The 16,814-nt window shown below is 35.0% G+C and carries 15 protein-coding genes; 9 read left to right on the forward strand and 6 right to left on the reverse strand.

The features are described 5' to 3' along the window. Positions 1 to 13: 13 nt before the first annotated feature. The 8 genes from EG814_RS19160 (at position 14) to EG814_RS19195 (ending at position 8,517) form a co-directional block, all read left to right on the forward strand. Entirely contained in the window at positions 14 to 1,333 is a 1,320-nt protein-coding gene (locus EG814_RS19160; RefSeq protein WP_164515349.1) for an OmpA family protein, read from the forward strand. Between the two features lie 293 nt (positions 1,334 to 1,626). Next, on the forward strand, positions 1,627 to 2,559 hold the full coding sequence (gene nadA, locus EG814_RS19165; protein WP_125723488.1) for a quinolinate synthase NadA: 933 nt from the start codon (positions 1,627 to 1,629) through the stop codon (positions 2,557 to 2,559). 28 nt (positions 2,560 to 2,587) lie between these two features. Then, positions 2,588 to 4,102 (forward strand): L-aspartate oxidase, encoded by a 1,515-nt coding sequence (nadB, locus tag EG814_RS19170; RefSeq protein WP_125723489.1) that lies wholly within the window; start codon positions 2,588 to 2,590, stop codon positions 4,100 to 4,102. Between the two features lie 31 nt (positions 4,103 to 4,133). Beyond that, positions 4,134 to 4,865 carry an iron-sulfur cluster repair di-iron protein gene (gene ric / locus EG814_RS19175; protein ID WP_125723490.1) on the forward strand — a complete coding sequence of 244 codons (732 nt, stop codon included), beginning with the start codon at positions 4,134 to 4,136 and terminating at the stop codon, positions 4,863 to 4,865. Between the two features lie 242 nt (positions 4,866 to 5,107). Further along, positions 5,108 to 7,231 (forward strand): ribonucleoside triphosphate reductase, encoded by a 2,124-nt coding sequence (locus EG814_RS19180; protein WP_125723491.1) that lies wholly within the window; start codon positions 5,108 to 5,110, stop codon positions 7,229 to 7,231. Continuing rightward, positions 7,212 to 7,376, forward strand: a complete 165-nt coding sequence (nrdD, locus tag EG814_RS21280) for an anaerobic ribonucleoside-triphosphate reductase (RefSeq protein ID WP_206430323.1) — start codon at positions 7,212 to 7,214, stop codon at positions 7,374 to 7,376. Before EG814_RS19180 ends, nrdD begins: the two co-directional genes overlap by 20 nt. Continuing rightward, positions 7,333 to 8,049: an anaerobic ribonucleoside-triphosphate reductase activating protein gene (locus tag EG814_RS19190; RefSeq protein ID WP_125723492.1), complete on the forward strand. Its 717-nt coding sequence runs from the start codon at positions 7,333 to 7,335 to the stop codon at positions 8,047 to 8,049. Before nrdD ends, EG814_RS19190 begins: the two co-directional genes overlap by 44 nt. Before the next feature lie 21 nt (positions 8,050 to 8,070). Then, positions 8,071 to 8,517: a CopD family protein gene (locus tag EG814_RS19195; RefSeq protein WP_125723493.1), complete on the forward strand. Its 447-nt coding sequence runs from the start codon at positions 8,071 to 8,073 to the stop codon at positions 8,515 to 8,517. 29 nt (positions 8,518 to 8,546) lie between these two features. Here the strand turns inward: EG814_RS19195 and EG814_RS19200 are convergent, their stop codons facing one another. Continuing rightward, positions 8,547 to 8,708: an aspartate-alanine antiporter-like transporter gene (locus tag EG814_RS19200; protein ID WP_125723494.1), complete on the reverse strand. Its 162-nt coding sequence runs from the start codon at positions 8,706 to 8,708 to the stop codon at positions 8,547 to 8,549. A gap of 305 nt (positions 8,709 to 9,013) precedes the next feature. Next, entirely contained in the window at positions 9,014 to 9,739 is a 726-nt protein-coding gene (locus EG814_RS19205) for a beta/alpha barrel domain-containing protein (RefSeq protein WP_125723495.1), read from the reverse strand. A gap of 219 nt (positions 9,740 to 9,958) precedes the next feature. On the opposite strand from EG814_RS19205, the gene EG814_RS19210 reads away from it, so the two are divergent. Beyond that, on the forward strand, positions 9,959 to 10,438 hold the full coding sequence (locus EG814_RS19210; protein ID WP_125723496.1) for a hypothetical protein: 480 nt from the start codon (positions 9,959 to 9,961) through the stop codon (positions 10,436 to 10,438). Positions 10,439 to 10,530: 92 nt separating this feature from the next. On the opposite strand, the gene EG814_RS19215 is transcribed toward EG814_RS19210, so the two are convergent. The 4 genes from EG814_RS19215 to EG814_RS19230 all read right to left on the reverse strand — a co-directional run bounded on the left by EG814_RS19215 (position 10,531) and on the right by EG814_RS19230 (position 16,805). Continuing rightward, complete coding sequence (locus EG814_RS19215; protein WP_125723497.1) at positions 10,531 to 11,667, reverse strand: glycoside hydrolase family 26 protein; 1,137 nt, start codon at positions 11,665 to 11,667, stop codon at positions 10,531 to 10,533. Positions 11,668 to 11,724: 57 nt separating this feature from the next. Further along, on the reverse strand, positions 11,725 to 13,308 hold the full coding sequence (locus tag EG814_RS19220) for a glycoside hydrolase family 43 protein (RefSeq protein ID WP_125723498.1): 1,584 nt from the start codon (positions 13,306 to 13,308) through the stop codon (positions 11,725 to 11,727). Beyond that, entirely contained in the window at positions 13,305 to 14,852 is a 1,548-nt protein-coding gene (locus EG814_RS19225) for a sugar porter family MFS transporter (RefSeq protein ID WP_125723499.1), read from the reverse strand. Before EG814_RS19225 ends, EG814_RS19220 begins: the two co-directional genes overlap by 4 nt. Positions 14,853 to 15,191: 339 nt before the next feature. Beyond that, entirely contained in the window at positions 15,192 to 16,805 is a 1,614-nt protein-coding gene (locus EG814_RS19230) for a RagB/SusD family nutrient uptake outer membrane protein (RefSeq protein ID WP_125723500.1), read from the reverse strand. Positions 16,806 to 16,814: the final 9 nt, after the last annotated feature.

Raw genomic sequence — 16,814 nt, forward strand, 5'->3', positions numbered from 1 at the left:
AAAATTACACGCAATGAAAATTAAAATCACCATAGCTACACTACTACTGTTTAATGTCACGATAAAGGCTCAGGAAATTAATTTTAAAATTAATGGAGGCCCTTCTGGAATTCTCTATGATAGCAATATCGGAAACGGTAAATTAAAATTTGGAGGAGGAATAGGTGTCGGATACACCTATTTCTTCAGCGATCACTGGGGAATCTCAACAGGAGTCGATGTTACTTACAATCAGAATAGTTTCGAATTAGACAACGGAACGACAATTTCAACTTATGAAGTTGATGATCAGACTTCTGCATTTGAATACCAAGTAACTCCGACTAACTATAAAGAAGATCAGCATTTTATTGGGGTGGCAATTCCGCTTCTTATGCAATACAGAACTTCGATAGCTTCTCAGACACAATTGTATTTTGGTTTTGGAGGAAAAATTCTCTTTCCAGGAAAACAGACCGTAAAAGCTTCAGCATCAGAATTGCAATTGAGTGGCTACTACCCTGATATCAATCTTTTAATTGACGATCTGCCTTCTCACGGATTTGGTAAAGTAACAAATTGGCAAGATAAGACAACCGTTAGTTTAGATCCTTCTTTTCTATTAAGTGCTGAAACTGGTCTTACTTTTAAACTAAAAGAAAAAACACAGCTTTATACTGGAATATACGTTGATTATGGCTTGACAGAATTAGCAAAAGAGAGTGTAGATGTTAATATCGTGGCTTATAATCCGAACTCACTAGATAATATTCAGGCTAATGGCACAAGCGGAAATAGAAAAATTGTTCAAGAAAGCCGTTACTTCTCTGCAGGTATACAGCTAAAACTAGGTTTTTCATTAACAAAAGATAGACCAGAACCTGTAGCTGCAGCTCCAAAAACAGAAACTGTGGCTCAAACAGAAGCGCCTGTTCAGAAAACTACTCCAGTTGAACAAAAAGTTGTTGAAACTGAACCAGTCAAAAAAGAACTGACGCCAACTGAAAGAAGCATCGTTGAAAAACCTCTTGCCTTTCAAGAAGTTGGAAACACTAACGTAACTCCACAGCTTGCTACAAAATTAGACGAAATCGCTAAAATTCTAAAAGCGAATAAAGATATAGAACTAAATATTACAGGTTATACTTGCGATATCGGAACCGAAGCTCGTAATCTTGAAATTGGAATGAAAAGAGCTGAAGCTGTTTCTGACTATTTGAAGAATAAAGGAATAGAATCTAATCGTATGCATTTGTTTTCAAAAGGAGAAAAAGAACCTTTAGTTCCAAATACTCCAGCAGAAAATAAAGCGTTAAACAGAAGAGTTTCGCTTACGCTGATAGACGCTAAGTAATCTTAAATAGTTTTCTAAAATTAAAGTCCGAAAGAAGAGAAATATCTTCTTTCGGACTTTTTCTTTTTAAAACACAAAACCCTTTCTTTCAACAACTTTTATAAAATAAACCTCCGCGTAATATAAAAAAACAAATCTAACGCAGTATGATTAGAATCATGTTTTGAACAAAATGATGATAATATATTTACCCTATTAAAATGATGTACTAAAATATACTTTTAATCAAGTTACAAAAGAAATGCTATTAGCTATTATACAATGGTTTTAGCAGAAAAATTTTAAGAATTAATATGAACAAGAACTTTTTAGCCCAGGAGATAATCCGATTGAAAAAAGAAAAAAATGCTATTGTGCTGGCTCATTATTATCAAGATGAGGATATACAGGAAATAGCAGATTTTATTGGAGATAGTCTTGAATTGGCAAAAAAAGCTCAAAATACAGAAGCTGATTTAATAGTTTTTGCAGGTGTTCATTTTATGGCAGAAACAGCCAAAATTTTAAACCCTGAAAAAAAAGTAGTTTTACCCGATTGGAATGCTGGCTGCTCACTTGCAGACGGCTGTCCTCCCGAAGATTTCAAATTGTTTAAAGAACAGCATCCTGATCATGTCGTTGTAACTTATATCAATTGCTCTGCCGAAATAAAAGCAATGAGCGATTTAGTATGCACTTCGGCAAATGCCAAAAAAATAATTGGGTCTATACCCGCAGAACAAAAAATCATATTTGCGCCAGATGAAAATTTAGGCAAATATCTTCAAAATGAAACCAAGCGCGAACTTGTCTTATGGAAAGGCTCATGCGTTGTGCACGAAGCCTTTTCATTAGACAAACTTATTGAAATATATAATAAAAATCCGTCTGCAAAAATTGCGGCACACCCAGAATCTGAAAGCCATATTTTAAAAGCAGCGCATTACATTGGCTCAACTTCTGGAATTATTAATTTCATTAAAACGGATCCTGCTGCCGTTTTCATTGTGGCCACAGAAGCCGGTATCTTGCATGAGCTTGCCAAAGCTGTACCTGATAAAACGCTGATTCCGGCTCCTACCACAGAAAACAATAGCTGTGCATGCAGTGAGTGTGCCTTTATGAAAATGAATACATTAGAAAAACTGTATTTGTGCCTTAAAAATGAAAGTCCAGAAATGCTGGTTGCAGAAGAACTCAGAACAGAAGCATTAAAACCAATAAAAAAGATGCTTGAACTTTCATAAAAACCAGATAACTCTAAATCAAAGTAACATGCTTAAAACAGATATATTAATTATAGGTTCTGGTATTTCAGGATTATTTTTTGCTATGAAAACGGCAAAAAAACGTCCCGATTTATCTATTGTTATAATGACGAAAGAAACGGCAAAAAACACCAATACCAGATTGGCACAAGGTGGTATTGCTGTGGTAACAGAAAACTTGAATGACAGTTTTAATCAACACATTGAAGATACACTTAGATCTGGTGGAGGCTTATGCGATGAAGAAATTGTCAAAATGGTTATAAGTCAAGCGCCAGACAGACTGAAAGAGTTAATTGAAATTGGAACTTCATTTGACAAGACTAAAGATGGCCAATGGGATTTAGGTCTAGAAGGCGGACATTCTCAACATAGAATATTACATCATAAAGATAGCTCCGGACAGGAAATTGAGCATAAACTGCTCAAAATGATTAAAAAGATGCCCAATATTGAACTTTTGGAAAATCATTTGGTCATTGACATCAATACGGAAACAAAAAAAGCTAAAACTACTTGTACCGGAGCTTTTTTTTATGAAAAGAAACATAATCGCATTAAATACATCAGAACTCGAACTATTGTTTTAAGTACTGGCGGATGCGGGCAGCTTTTCGAAAATACAACAAATCCAAAAATAGCAACTGCCGACGGTTTGGCAATGGCAGCACGCGCAGGAGCAGAAATTACAGATATGCAGTATATACAGTTTCATCCAACGGCTTTATATACAGGAAGAGAAAATCCGTTGTTTTTGATTTCGGAAGCTGTACGTGGTTTTGGCGCTCATATTATCAATGAAGAAGGAAAAAGATTTTTATTTAAATATGATTTGCGTGGTGAGCTCGCAACACGCGATATTGTCTCAAATGCTATTAGCAAAGAGCTTCAATTAACTTCAAAAGATCATGTATATTTAGACTGCAGACATTTGGATCACGAAGCTTTTTCAGAACATTTTCCTATTATTACTGCCCATTGTAATCAATTAGGAATTTATCCAGAAAAAGATCTGATACCAATTGTTCCTGCGGCACATTACCAGTGCGGAGGAATTCGTGTAGATGAAAATGGTGTCGCAACAATCAAAAATCTTTATGCTATTGGAGAATGTGCCAGAACAGGACTTCATGGAAAAAACCGTTTGGCATCTAACTCCCTTCTTGAAGCTTTGGTATTTGCGCATCAAGCCTCAGAAAATGTAGATAAAACTATTGCCGAATTTCTTTTTTCATCTAAAATATTAATTCCGAAGTTTCCAAAAGCAGAACAAACTAACGATTACCATGCTTTTGAAATATTAAAAAAAGAATTGCAAAAATTGGTCACGTCTTTCTACACGAGTGAAGATCGTGATGCCGAATTGGCTTTTGAAAAAATTAAAGCGCTCCATAATCATTCTATTTCGCTTACTGAAAGACACGAAATTACTATTCCGTTTATAGAATTTTCGAATATGATCGCTGCTTCATTACTTATAATTAAGCAATGCAAAGCCACAACAAACAAACAAATGTGCTGAAACCAAAATTAATCTATACCCCTCTATCACTATGAAACTAACAAGTAAAACCACAATAGGTGAAATCGTAGCAGATGATTTCAAAACAGCAGCCATTTTTACAAAACTGCATATTGATTTTTGCTGCAAAGGACATCGCACAATTGAAGAAGTCTGCAAAAAGAGAGATATTGAAGAAAAAGTTCTTATCGAACATATAGAAAAAGCAAGAAACGGTTCTGCCAATCAGTCTTTTGATTATAAAAGTTGGTCGCCCGACATGATAGCAGATTATATAACCAAAATTCATCATAAATATGTTGAAGAAAAATCTCCAATTATTCTTCAATACTTAACTAAATTATGCGGTGTTCACGGTGCGATTCATCCTGAGCTACACGAGATTCATACCATTTTTTCAAAATCGTATCTAGATCTGACAGCTCATATGAAAAGAGAAGAGTTGGTTGTTTTTCCCTTCATAAAACAAATGAAAATCGCCCACAGTAAAGGCACAGAACTGGAAACACCGCCTTTTTTTTCTATCGAAAATCCAATTGCAACATTAAAAGACGATCATGTTACCGAGGGTGAACGTTTTAGAAGAATCAGGGCATTAAGCAATAACTATACGCCACCAATTGATTCCTGCAATACTTATAAAGCAGCTTTTGCAATGCTAGAAGAATTTGATAAAGATTTGAAAAAACATATTCATTTGGAAAACAATATTCTTTTTCCGAAAGCAATTGAACTTGAAAAAACACTTGAAAAAGTATCTTAACGGACTTTGCATAAAATTTAACCGCAAAGAAGCAAAGGTTACGCAAAGAACGCGAGGCTTTTTTTAAGATTATAAATACTGAAAAGTTCGCAAAGCTTTGTTGAAATAAAGTTTGTCTAGACAAAGCTTTGCAAACTTAAAATATAGATTCTGCTCAGTGTCTTAATAAGATAACTTAGCGCACTTTGAAGTAAAAAAAAAAGACCCTAAAGAAAAAAACCAACTTGAAACTGTCATAAAGAATGGAAAAATATGTGATCAAACGCAATGGAGACTATAAGCCTTTTGAAGCTTATAAAATTCAAGATGCAATCTCAAAAGCATTTCGAAGCGTCAATCAGCCTGTAGACAAGAGAATTTTCAAACTTGTTTATTGTAGTCTTGAAGTAAAATATTCTTGGCCTGTAGAAGAAATTCAGGATATAATAGAAAGAGTACTTTTTGAGAATGGCTATTTTCAAACCATGCGTTCGTTTATAATTTATCGCCATACAAGAAAATTACAGCGAGAACATATTAATGGATTTAACGACGACACCACTTATATCGATAGTACACAGACTGTAGAAGAATATATCAATCAGTCTGATTGGAGAATTAATGCGAACGCGAATATTTCGTATTCAAATGCTGGCTTAGTCAGCAATACAGCAGGAAAAGTAATTGCCAATTATTGGCTTGATAAAATATATAATAAAGAAGAAGGTTCTGCTCACAGGAATGGCGACATACACATTCATGATTTGGATTGTCTTACCGGATACTGCGCTGGTTGGAGCTTGCGTGTGCTATTAAATGAAGGTTTTAATGGCGTGCGTGGCCGTGTCGAGAGCAGACCTCCTTCTCATTTTAGAGAAGCATTGGGACAAATGGCTAATTTTCTGGGAATTCTGCAAAGCGAATGGGCAGGCGCTCAAGCTTTCAGTTCTTTTGATACCTATTTGGCTCCCTATGTTTTTAAAGATCAACTGAGTTATGATGAGGTTTTAAAAGCTGTGAGAAGTTTTGTTTATAACTTAAATGTGCCAGCGCGTTGGGGGCAGTCGCCTTTTACGAATATCACTTTAGATTGGAATGTTCCCGACGATCTAAAAGAACAGATTCCGACACGAAACGATCAACATTTATTTTTGAACATCGATAATGAAAATCTAGTTCTAGAAGCTAAAAAAAGAGGCCTATCTAAACTAATCGATTTGAAATATGGCGATTTTCAAAATGAAATGAATCTTATTAATAAGGCATATTATACGATTATGACAGAAGGAGATGCCAATGGACAGCCGTTCACATTTCCAATTCCGACCGTAAATATTACAGAAGATTTTGACTGGCAAGGAGAAAATGTCGATTTATTATTTGAAAATACAGCCAAAATTGGTTCGTCCTATTTCCAGAATTTTATAGGAAGCCAATATATTTTGGATAAAAATGGCAATCGTATCGAAAATCCGGAAGCTTACAAACCCAATGCCGTTCGAAGCATGTGCTGCCGTCTACAGCTCGATTTAAGAGAATTATTAAAACGAGGAAACGGTCTTTTTGGAAGCGCCGAAATGACGGGAAGCATTGGTGTTGTAACCATCAATATGGCGCGTTTAGGATATTTGCATAAAGGAAATATTATTACGCTTTTTGAACATTTAGATCAATTGCTGCAAATCGCAAAATCGACTTTAGAGAAAAAAAGAACCTTTATTCAGCAAATGTACGATCGCGGGCTTTACCCATACACACAGCGTTATTTGAAGCATTTTAGAAACCACTTTTCCACCATTGGTGTAAACGGAATGAATGAAATGGTGGTTAATTTTTCTGAAGGAAAGCAGAACATTACTTCAAATTCAGGAATCCATTTTGCAACAGAAATTCTAGATCACATTCGATTAAGGATGAAAGAATTTCAGGAAGAAACTGGAAATCTTTACAATCTTGAAGCAACTCCGGCAGAAGGAACAACATATCGTTTTGCCAAAGAAGACAAAAAACGCTTTCCTGAAATTTTGCAGGCAGGGCAAAGTGAAAACATATATTATACCAATAGTTCACAAATTCCAGTCGACCATACCGACGATCCTTTTGAAGCCTTATTGCTTCAAGACGAATTACAATGTAAATATACTGGTGGTACAGTTTTACATCTTTATATGAGAGAAAAAATAAGCAGTTCTGAAGCTTGTAAAAACTTCGTGAAAAAAGTTTTAACCAACTTTAAACTGCCTTATATAACGGTAACACCAATTTTTAGCATCTGTCCTATTCATGGATATTTAAACGGAGAACATGAATATTGTCCAAAATGCGACGAAATTTTACTCAATAAAAACAATCAAAAACACTTGGCTTATGAAAACGAAAACGCTTAAAATTCTAGAAGAAAAAAAATCCCAAAGAAGTAAATGTTTGGTTTATACACGTGTAATGGGATATCACAGGCCTGTAGAAAGTTTTAACATTGGAAAAAAAGGTGAACACCAACAGCGTACACATTTCGAAGAAACCATTATCTAATAAAGGAATATTTAGCCTCACGCCTTTTACTTTATTAGATTATCCGCATAAAGCAGCCTGCATAGTGTGGTTTGCGGGCTGTAACATGCGGTGTTTATACTGCTACAATCCTGATATTGTTTTAGGAAAGGGAAAAATAAGTTTTGACGACGTTCTTTCTTTCTTAAAAACTAGAAAAGGATTATTAGACGGTGTCGTATTAAGCGGTGGCGAATGTACTTTACACAAAAAAATAATTGATTTTATAAAAGAAATCAAAGCAATGGGATTTGCGGTTAAAATAGATACCAACGGTTCCAACCCAAAAATATTGAAAAGCCTGATTCATGATCAATTAATTGATTATGTTGCGTTAGATTATAAAAGTCTTCCTCATACCTTTGAAAAACTAACGCAATCAGGCTTATTTTCTGAATTTGAAGAAAGTCTCTCGCTTTTAATTCGGTCGAATATTATATTTGAAGTTCGCACCACTTTTCATTCTTCGTTAATTACAGAAAATGATTTTATCAGAATGATTGAATATCTTGAAGTAAAAGGTTTTGAAGGAAATTATTTTATCCAGCACTTTATGAATAATGTTCCAACGCTTTCAAAATTAGATCATTCAAATAAAAAAATACAGCTTAAAAACTTTTCAACTGAAAAAATAAAAGTTATTTTTAGAGAATAACAACGTAAAAATAAAGGACTTATGACCTTACATCATTTTATTTTAATCATTCATCTTTTAGCGGCAACAATTTGGGTTGGCGGCCACTTGCTCTTAGCCATTTGTTATCTTCCGACAGCCTTAAAGAAAAAAGATCATCACATTATTTTAAACTTCGAAAAGAAATTTGAAAAACTCGGAATGTCTTCTCTCGCTTTATTGATTATAACTGGAATTTGGATGGCATACGATTTTGGTATAACTGCAGAAACCTGGTTTCATTTTTCTAGCGGATTTGAAAAAGTAGTTTCGCTTAAACTGATATTACTTTTCTGTACTTTTATCTGCGCTGTTTGTGCTCAATTTTATGTTATTCCTAATCTCAATGAAAATAATATCAAAAATATAGCTGTAATTATTTTAACTGTTACTTCAATAGGAGTTGCCATGCTGGTTTTAGGATCAACATTGCGTTATGGCGGAATTTAACTTTCAAATAATAAGTTCCAACTAAGACATCATTCAATATCCAACTGGCCAATTAGCACTCCAGAGAATAAAGTTCCTAATACTACACCAATTTTAAATGTCCCGATTTTAATGCGGCCGATTAAGAATCCAAGAGCCAGGCATAAAAAAAGTGCCAGTTCAGGATTTGCTCTAAGTATAGCTGTAACCATATTGCTTTATTTTTCAGATAAATTTAATCAAAAAAAGAACACGCCAAACTTAAAACACTAACAAACAATTAATTACAATAAATCCACTATTTTTCTTTCCTCTAAATATTTTTAAACAGACCAATAAAAATGGAACTATGTTTCCGTTGAAGCTTATATCAATTTAATTACATCTTCCAATCCAAACATAGCCCAAGGTTTCAACCTTGGGTACACAGACAGAAGAAATTCCCTTTATGTATCCAAAGTTGAAACCTTGGACTAATGTTTAATCTTAGCATCTCAGAACCTTAGAATCTTAAAAATCAACCAAAAGTCTTTCGATACTTTTCCATTACAGTTTTAAATAAATCTTTATTGGATGGCGGCGAAAGTACAATCGCTTTTGATCCAGAGTTTATCGACTCTTCTATACTTTCCAAATTTTTACCGCCCGTTGCCATTACAGGAAAATTAGGAAATTGAACTGTTATTTCCTTTACAATTTCATTTGTGTTCCCTCCGCCTGAAACATGGAAAATATTTACTCCTGCTTCTATTCTTTCTTTTAAAAATTTATAATCAGAAGTAGTAACCGTTGATATGATTGGAATTGCCACTTTCTCTCTGATTTTTTTAATATCCTTATTTTCAAACGGAACATTTACAATAATTCCTGCCGCACCGGCCTCTTCTGCATAAACAGCCATTTCTAAAGATTTTTTGCCTTTTGTTTTCCCACCTCCAACACCGCAAACAATTGGTTTTCCTGCAAAATCAATCAGTGTTTTGATGATTTTGGGTGAAGGCGGAAAAGGATAAACTGCCAAAATTGCATCGGCATCGTTGTTTTCGATAAGCGCCATATCCGTAGAAAACAAAAACGATTTAATGTTATGAGTTCCAAATTGTAACCCCTCACAATTTTTATTTATAATTTCTGGTGTACTTAGTTCTTTTTCAATTGGTTTATTCCTTCTGAATAGTTTTTCCCAAAAGGAATTTTTTCTTTTATTCTCCCAAATTGAGTCTGTAATTAAATTGATTTCCATGGCCGTTTTATTTTTGCATTATGACCAAATTTAGGAGATTGAAATTTATTATTTTTATAAAATAAACGCGAAAATTTACATTTTGTAATGAGTCAGGAAAAATTTGTAGTGAAATGAAAAATAGAAATTTACAACTCTTAAATACAAATTCTTATCATTATTATGTAATAAGAGTACGCAGAAAGAAAGTAAATTTGCTTTTACACTAAAAAAACAATCATGAAAAATCTGGTAATTATTCTTTTTTGTATTCTCTGCTTTTCGTGCGGAAAAAAAGAAAACGGCAACGAAACTTCTTCTTCGGAAATTGCACAAGATACCACGCAGCAAATAAAAGTCGCAGATAAAGAACCGGTTGTCGAAAAGAACATCCAAACTGGCGATACCATTGTCATGAATGTAAAAAATGAGAAAGGACTTTTTATAGCTGAAGGAAATTTGAATTCTGCCACTTCTAAAGTTTACATCAAATTTAAAAACGAAAATTCTGCAAACCTCAAAGCAAAAATCATACTTCCTGAAGGCGGAAACATTCGCTTTAATCAAATCATTGCACCGGATAAATCCTCAGATGGGCCATTTGGTATGGATGTAGAAAAAAAATTAGACCAGAAAGGAAATTATCTTTTAATCATTGGACATTCTCAAATGGCGGAGAATCCTTATGTTGGGAAATTTGAAGTGCAATTGGAGATGTAATAAACAATTTCATACAGAATAAAAAAGCGCAAAATCATAAAGATTTTTGCGCTTTCTCTTTTTAAAGCTGATCGTGGAATTTGTAATAAAATTTAATTATATAATTTATCAAAAAGCTCTGGGGATGCTTTCAGATATTTATCTTTTCCTATTTCTTCATTCCATTTTTTGGTGATGAAATCGCTCAGCTGTAATCTGGAATCGATTCCTTTAAAAGTCGGATTGACTTTCCATCTCGGTTTATCCTTCCAATTGGCATTAATATAACTGATTGCTTTTACCGTCTTCGGATTTTCATTTATGACTTTAAAAAACGGAACAAACCATTCTTCCCAAGCCATTTTTGCCTGTTTAGGATTGGACAAAATCATTTCTTTTGTTAATCCCGTATTGCCTTTTGGATCTTTTTTCCAATCGGTAGAAGTTGGTGCTGCTTCACAAATAAAAACGGGTTTGTTTTTTGCTTTCGCGAAAGCGATCATATTTTCCTGTTTGTAATTATTGAAGAAAGAAAAACCGCACCAATCTACATAATCGTCGCCAGGATACCATTCACTCAGATATTCTAAAGTGCTTTCAAATCCTTTAGACTGCCAGACATAAGCCACATTCGTCACGCCTTGGTCGTCGAGTTTGTCTTTAATTCGCCTGAAAGCTTTTATGTAAGCTTCTCTTTCATAACGATTCCAAGGTCCATCAAATTCAAATCCGATTCGAAGAAAAACAGGACGTTTTCCTAAGCTTTTAAAGAAATCCCCCATTTTTAGAATATACGAATCTAGTTTGCCACTCGCAATTTTTTCTTCGCTGTCAATTATCGCCAGACCAATAGCCAAAGCTGAATTTTTAAAATCGGCATCATGAAGCTGTAAAGACATATTTTCTGGGCCGTCGCCCCAATCTGCTGTTTCGTAAATTCCGTCTAAGCCTGTGTAAGTAAACGAATGTCCGTCAAATTCTTCTGTAACGCCTGGCATAATATCAGTATACATCGTGAATCCGCCTGGAGCGGGAAAATGATCAAAATAACCATTTTTATCCTTTTCCGTTCCGCCTAAAGCGTCGTTTTCCTGACCAATAAATAGAATAACTTCGCCATCTTCAGGTTCAAATTTGGCTCGTTTTAGTTCTTTTTTTTCAGCAAGTTTTGCTTTTTCGTTAGTAGAATTCTGTTTGCAGTTCAACATCAAAAAACAAAATCCAACAATCAAAATATATCTTAATCCCATAGTCTATTTTCTTTATTCTATTTTCTATCTTCTCAAAAAAAAATTTAAAATCTAAAATCAACAATCTAAAATTCTATACTCAAACCATTCAAAATCAGCGTGAACTGAATTCGTTGCCAAATCCTGACAGCACAATCCGATCAAACAGCCAGTAAATGCTGGTCGATAACGTTCGCTTTCGTCTCGAACATAATCGTCAGACAAGATACTCATATCCAGTTTTTCGCCAATTACAGCAAAATCTTTTTTATTGTTGCTAAAGCTAAATTGCAGTTCATCACGATTGACTTCAGCTCTTAATAAAACTTCTTCAATTCCTGTCACAACCGCAATTTCTTTTTGTTCAATTATGGTATAATTACAACAGCTGACAATTGAAAGAATCTTTTCATTTTTATTTTTTGTAACATGAAAATAATGATAATGCCCTGTGTTGTAATACAAAACCAAACCCGCCAAATGCTGAAACTTAGTTGGCTCAAAATAAACAGAAGTTGTAATTTGTACATTAAAATGCTGTAAACGTCTTGCAACCAAAGCCTGCGTATGCGTAGAAGTCAGCGATTCTTTACCTTTTAATCGTAAAAAACCCGGACGTTCAGTAAGTGAAATCCATTCTTCAGATTGTGGAATTCTTAAGGTTTGAAAATCAATCGGCAATTTATCAGAATCAAAATTTTCTCTTTCTGGATTTTCTTCAACAAAAACTTCTTTTAAATCCGGTGACGGAATTTCTAATCTTGGCAAACTTGAACCCGATTTCAAATAAGGCCAATCGTCTTTCCATATAATTTCTTCAATTGCGGTTTCTCTTCCTAAAATGCACCTTCCCTGTTCTGTCAAAGGTCGGCTGACTAAAAAAGTAACATACCAATCTCCATTTTGAGTTTCGATAAAGGAGGCGTGACCCGCTTTCTGCAACTCATATTCGGGAGTATTTCTGGCCGTTAAAATTGGATTTTCGGGATGCGATTCATAAGGTCCCGAAATCTTTTTAGATCGCATAACCGTTTCAGCGTGACCGTATTCTGTTCCTCCTTCGGCGAGAATTAAGTAATAATAATCGTTTCTTTTATAGAGATGCGGACCTTCGGTACATCCTAAATCGGTTCCAGAAGTCAGGTAAAAGATTTCGCCAACAAGTTTTTGTTGTTCGGTGTCATATTCCTGAAGTTCGATTCCGCCAAAAAACTTTCCTTTTCTATGATCTACAAGCATATTCGTATACCAGGTTTTTCCATCTTCATCATGAAAAAAAGAACCGTCAAAACCTGCTGAAGTCAAATAAACGGGATCACTCCAATCTCCTAAAATATCTTGTGCTGTTACAACATAATTCGGCGTGTCTTTCCAAACTCCGTCAAAAGATTTTACATTAGTGTAAACCAGATAAAAAATTCCGTTTTTATACGATAAACAAGGCGCCCAAACGCCGCAAGAATCGGGAACTCCTTTCATATCCAACTGCGAAAGCCGATTGAGCGGATGTGCAATCACTTTCCAGTTTTTTAAATCTTTAGAATGATGAATCTGTACGCCCGGAAACCATTCAAATGTTGAAGTTGCGATGTAATAATCATCTCCAACACGACAAATGGAAGGATCAGGATTAAAACCTTTTAAAATTGGGTTCTGAATCATATTTCTTGTTTTACGAAATCACGTTCTATTTGTTCCAACGATTTCCCTTTGGTTTCAGGAAGTATTTTATATAAAATGTAAAAACCGATAAAAGCAATTCCACCAAAAATAGAAAAGGTTACAGCATTTCCTAAATTGGATAATTCCCACGGAAAAACCTGCTGTACGACCCAGCTCACCAATCCGTTTACAAAACCAATTACACCAATGGCAAGACCGCGATAACGGTTTGGAAATAATTCGGAAAGCAAAACCCACATAACAGGGCCAAGCGAAAAAGCAAAACAAGCAATAAATCCCATTACGCCAACCAAGACCAGAACGGCATTCATCTGCGTCGCCATTTCTAGAATCGTCCCTTCATTTTTGGCATAGGTCTGCTCTCCTAAAGTAGATTTCATTTCTTTTTTAAAATCAACATCAGTATCATAAATTTTCCCTGCAATTGGATTTAATTTTTGAGCTATTGATGTTTCTAAAAGGGTTATTTTTTCTAAAGTTAACTGATATTTAGCTTCTTTAAATCCGTATGCGCACAAAGTCATACTGATGGCAATTCCAGCAACGCCAAATAACAATAAAGGGCGTCGTCCCATTTTATCAATTAAAAACATGGCCACAATTGTAAAGGCAACGGTAATAAAACTCAATAAAACGCCCGACGAAAAAGAAGCATCGTTCCCAATTCCGGTTTGTTTGAAAATCGAAGTGGCATAAAAATAAATGGCATTAATTCCCGTAATTTGCTGTAAAACGCCGATAACCAATCCGACTGTAAAAACGAATTTTAGCGAAGGTTTAAAAAGATCTTTTATTTTTGGTTTTTCACTATTTTGATTTTCTTCTTTTAAACTTTCAATTATTGATTTCATTTCCAATTCTGCTTTTTCTTCTCCATGCATGGAAATCAAAACTTTTTCGGCTTCAATATCTCTTTTCTGAGTGAAAAGCCAACGTGGACTTTCAGGCACAAAAAACAAAAAGATGTAATATACAACTGACGGAATAATCACTATTCCAAGCATCCAGCGCCAGACATTTTCTTCTGTTAAAAAACTAGTCTGACCAGAAGTGTGCAAATAATTGAAGTAATAATTGCTCAAAAAAGCAGCAAAGAACCCCAACACAATATTGAGCTGCTGAATAGAGACTAATTTCCCTCTGTTTTCTGCCAAAGAAACTTCGGCTATATAAGTTGGTGCGATTACGAGTGCAATTCCGAATGCGATTCCGCCAATCATTCTGGCGATATAGAGCATTTCATAAGAAAAACTATAAGCCGATAAAACGATAGACGCTGCGTATAAAAATGCGGCGAGAATAAGCAGTTTTTTTCTTCCGATTATATCGCTTAATCGTCCGGAAATGAGCATGGCAAACATGGCAGTAAAAGAGGGCGAACTTACCACCCAACCGGTCTGAAAATCATTTAAATTGAATTCTGGTCCTGCGTACGACATTACTCCGGAAATAATTCCCGCGTCAAAACCAAACAAAAATCCTCCTAAAGAAACTACAAAAGCGGCAAATATTGATTTTTTCATTTAATATTAAAGTTGTTTTTGGATTTTTTAACCGCAAGGACGCAAGGTTTTATGCAAAACGCTCTTTGCTGTTAAATTAGAAATTAATAACCAATTTGAATGCAATTAAAATTAAACACATAGAAACATAGTTTTAAAGTGCGAATAAAAAGTCGTTTCACTTAAAATAAAACACATAGCCTATGTGAAAAAAATCTTGATTTTTTAAGAAAAACTCTAACATTGATTTTTAAAATTCTATGTTTCTATGTGTTTAAATTAATCAAGTTAAATAAGAAAATGGGCTGCTTTTTACACAGCCCAACTTCAGGCTAACATAACTTAACTATAAACTACTCATTAATATCCTGGGTTTTGAATTAATACTGTCACTCCAACTTGCTGAATTTCTGATGCTGGAATTGGTAATAACTCGTCTCTTCCTACCATAAATACTTTTCCAACAGCTTCGAGAGCCGCTTTTGCATCTCCCCAACGTACTAAATCGGTGTATCTGTCCCAGCCTTCTGTGGCTAGCTCTCTTCTTCTTTCGTCTTTAACACCTTGCAAATTGTAAGCTGGTATTTTCGGATTTCCTGCTCCGTATGCCCTTTCTGTAACTAACTGAAATGAACTTGCTCCGCTTAAAACGCCATTTCCTCCCATTAATCTGGCTTCGGCGTGCATTAACAAAACATCAGCGTAACGAATTATTTTTTCATTTAATGGAGAATCGGCATAATTTTGAAGTGCATCCTGAACCGCAGGCGGAATCCAATATTTATACATACTCGCTTTAGATTTAAAAGCCGCCGTACCTGTTGGCCAGAAATAATTGTAGGTATCTGTCCCGAAAACCCATTGTCCTTCAGTCGCAAAATTGACTGAACCATCAGGATTTGTGCTGCAATTGCACGAAATTGCTCCTCGTCCGCCTCGTACAATAGTTTGTGGCGTAATAAAAGTATACTCTTTTCTTCGATCAGAATTGTCATAAAAATCAATTAATTCCTGTCTTGGCACACTATTTCCGAAAGCACTGTTTCCAACCGAACTATTAAACAGAAAACCAAACATTTGATGTGTAGACGAACCCTGATTAGAATAACTCGCATTTCCTTCAAAATTATTGTATAAAGAGCCGCTGATGTAACCAATTTCAAGAATCGATTCTTTTCCGTATTCGTTGTTTAAGTCCCAGTTGTCTTCAAATTTTTCTTCTAATGAATAACCTAAACTTATTACTTGTTCGCAGTATTTTACCGTTTCATTGTAATCTTTCTGATATAAATTTGCTTTCGCTAAAACGGCATACGCGGCGCCTTTTGTAGTTCTTCCTTTCTTTGCTGCAACTGTCGGTAAAACTTGCGCCGCTTCCAATAAATCTTTCTCTATTTGCGCATAAACTTCTGCGGCTGTAGCTTTAGGTTTTTTAAAATTATAAGAAGCATCTTTAATATATTCTGTAATTAACGGAACACCTCCAAAGTGTTTTACCAACTCGAAATAAGCAAATCCGCGTAGAAATTTGGCTTGCGCGATTAACTGATTTTTATAGGCTTCATCTTTTATTTTTTCAGTTTCGCTAATAATTCCGATTGCGGTATTAGCTCTGGAAATCATTGTGTACCATTTTTTCCACATTCCTTCCACACTCGGATTATTGGCCTGAATCGGATTTTTATCAAAAGCCTGACCCGCAACCCAAAACGTTGCCCATTGCGAAACTACATTGTCTGCTCGCATATCCTGAAACATAACCGGATACATATGTCTCGTCGCCGCGCCGTCGACCTGCCATCGCAACGGATCGTAAGCAGCATTTACTAAAGCTTCAAAATCTGAATCGGTCTGAATGGCATCTGCAGTCAGTTGAGTGGTTGGTTCAATGGTCAGGAAATCTTCAGAACAGCTGTTGAGCATCAATAACATAGAAAATGCCAATACACTGTTTTTTATATATATAATTTTCATAACGAAAGT

It is taken from the genome of Flavobacterium ustbae, assembly GCF_003946915.1.
GTDB classification, from domain to species: domain Bacteria; phylum Bacteroidota; class Bacteroidia; order Flavobacteriales; family Flavobacteriaceae; genus Flavobacterium; species Flavobacterium ustbae.

Bases quoted from the DNA above. Each gene is read 5' to 3' on its own strand.
- EG814_RS19210 (WP_125723496.1), top strand. From the start codon at position 9,959: ATGAAAAATCTGGTAATTATTCTTTTTTGTATTCTCTGCTTTTCGTGC.
- ric (WP_125723490.1), top strand. From the start codon at position 4,134: ATGAAACTAACAAGTAAAACCACAATAGGTGAAATCGTAGCAGATGAT.
- EG814_RS19160 (WP_164515349.1), top strand. From the start codon at position 14: ATGAAAATTAAAATCACCATAGCTACACTACTACTGTTTAATGTCACG.
- nrdD (WP_206430323.1), top strand. From the start codon at position 7,212: ATGAAAACGAAAACGCTTAAAATTCTAGAAGAAAAAAAATCCCAAAGA.
- EG814_RS19230 (WP_125723500.1), bottom strand. From the start codon at position 16,805: ATGAAAATTATATATATAAAAAACAGTGTATTGGCATTTTCTATGTTA.
- EG814_RS19215 (WP_125723497.1), bottom strand. From the start codon at position 11,667: ATGGGATTAAGATATATTTTGATTGTTGGATTTTGTTTTTTGATGTTG.
- EG814_RS19225 (WP_125723499.1), bottom strand. From the start codon at position 14,852: ATGAAAAAATCAATATTTGCCGCTTTTGTAGTTTCTTTAGGAGGATTT.
- EG814_RS19200 (WP_125723494.1), bottom strand. From the start codon at position 8,708: ATGGTTACAGCTATACTTAGAGCAAATCCTGAACTGGCACTTTTTTTA.
- nadA (WP_125723488.1), top strand. From the start codon at position 1,627: ATGAACAAGAACTTTTTAGCCCAGGAGATAATCCGATTGAAAAAAGAA.
- EG814_RS19220 (WP_125723498.1), bottom strand. From the start codon at position 13,308: ATGATTCAGAACCCAATTTTAAAAGGTTTTAATCCTGATCCTTCCATT.
- nadB (WP_125723489.1), top strand. From the start codon at position 2,588: ATGCTTAAAACAGATATATTAATTATAGGTTCTGGTATTTCAGGATTA.
- EG814_RS19195 (WP_125723493.1), top strand. From the start codon at position 8,071: ATGACCTTACATCATTTTATTTTAATCATTCATCTTTTAGCGGCAACA.
- EG814_RS19205 (WP_125723495.1), bottom strand. From the start codon at position 9,739: ATGGAAATCAATTTAATTACAGACTCAATTTGGGAGAATAAAAGAAAA.
- EG814_RS19180 (WP_125723491.1), top strand. From the start codon at position 5,108: ATGGAAAAATATGTGATCAAACGCAATGGAGACTATAAGCCTTTTGAA.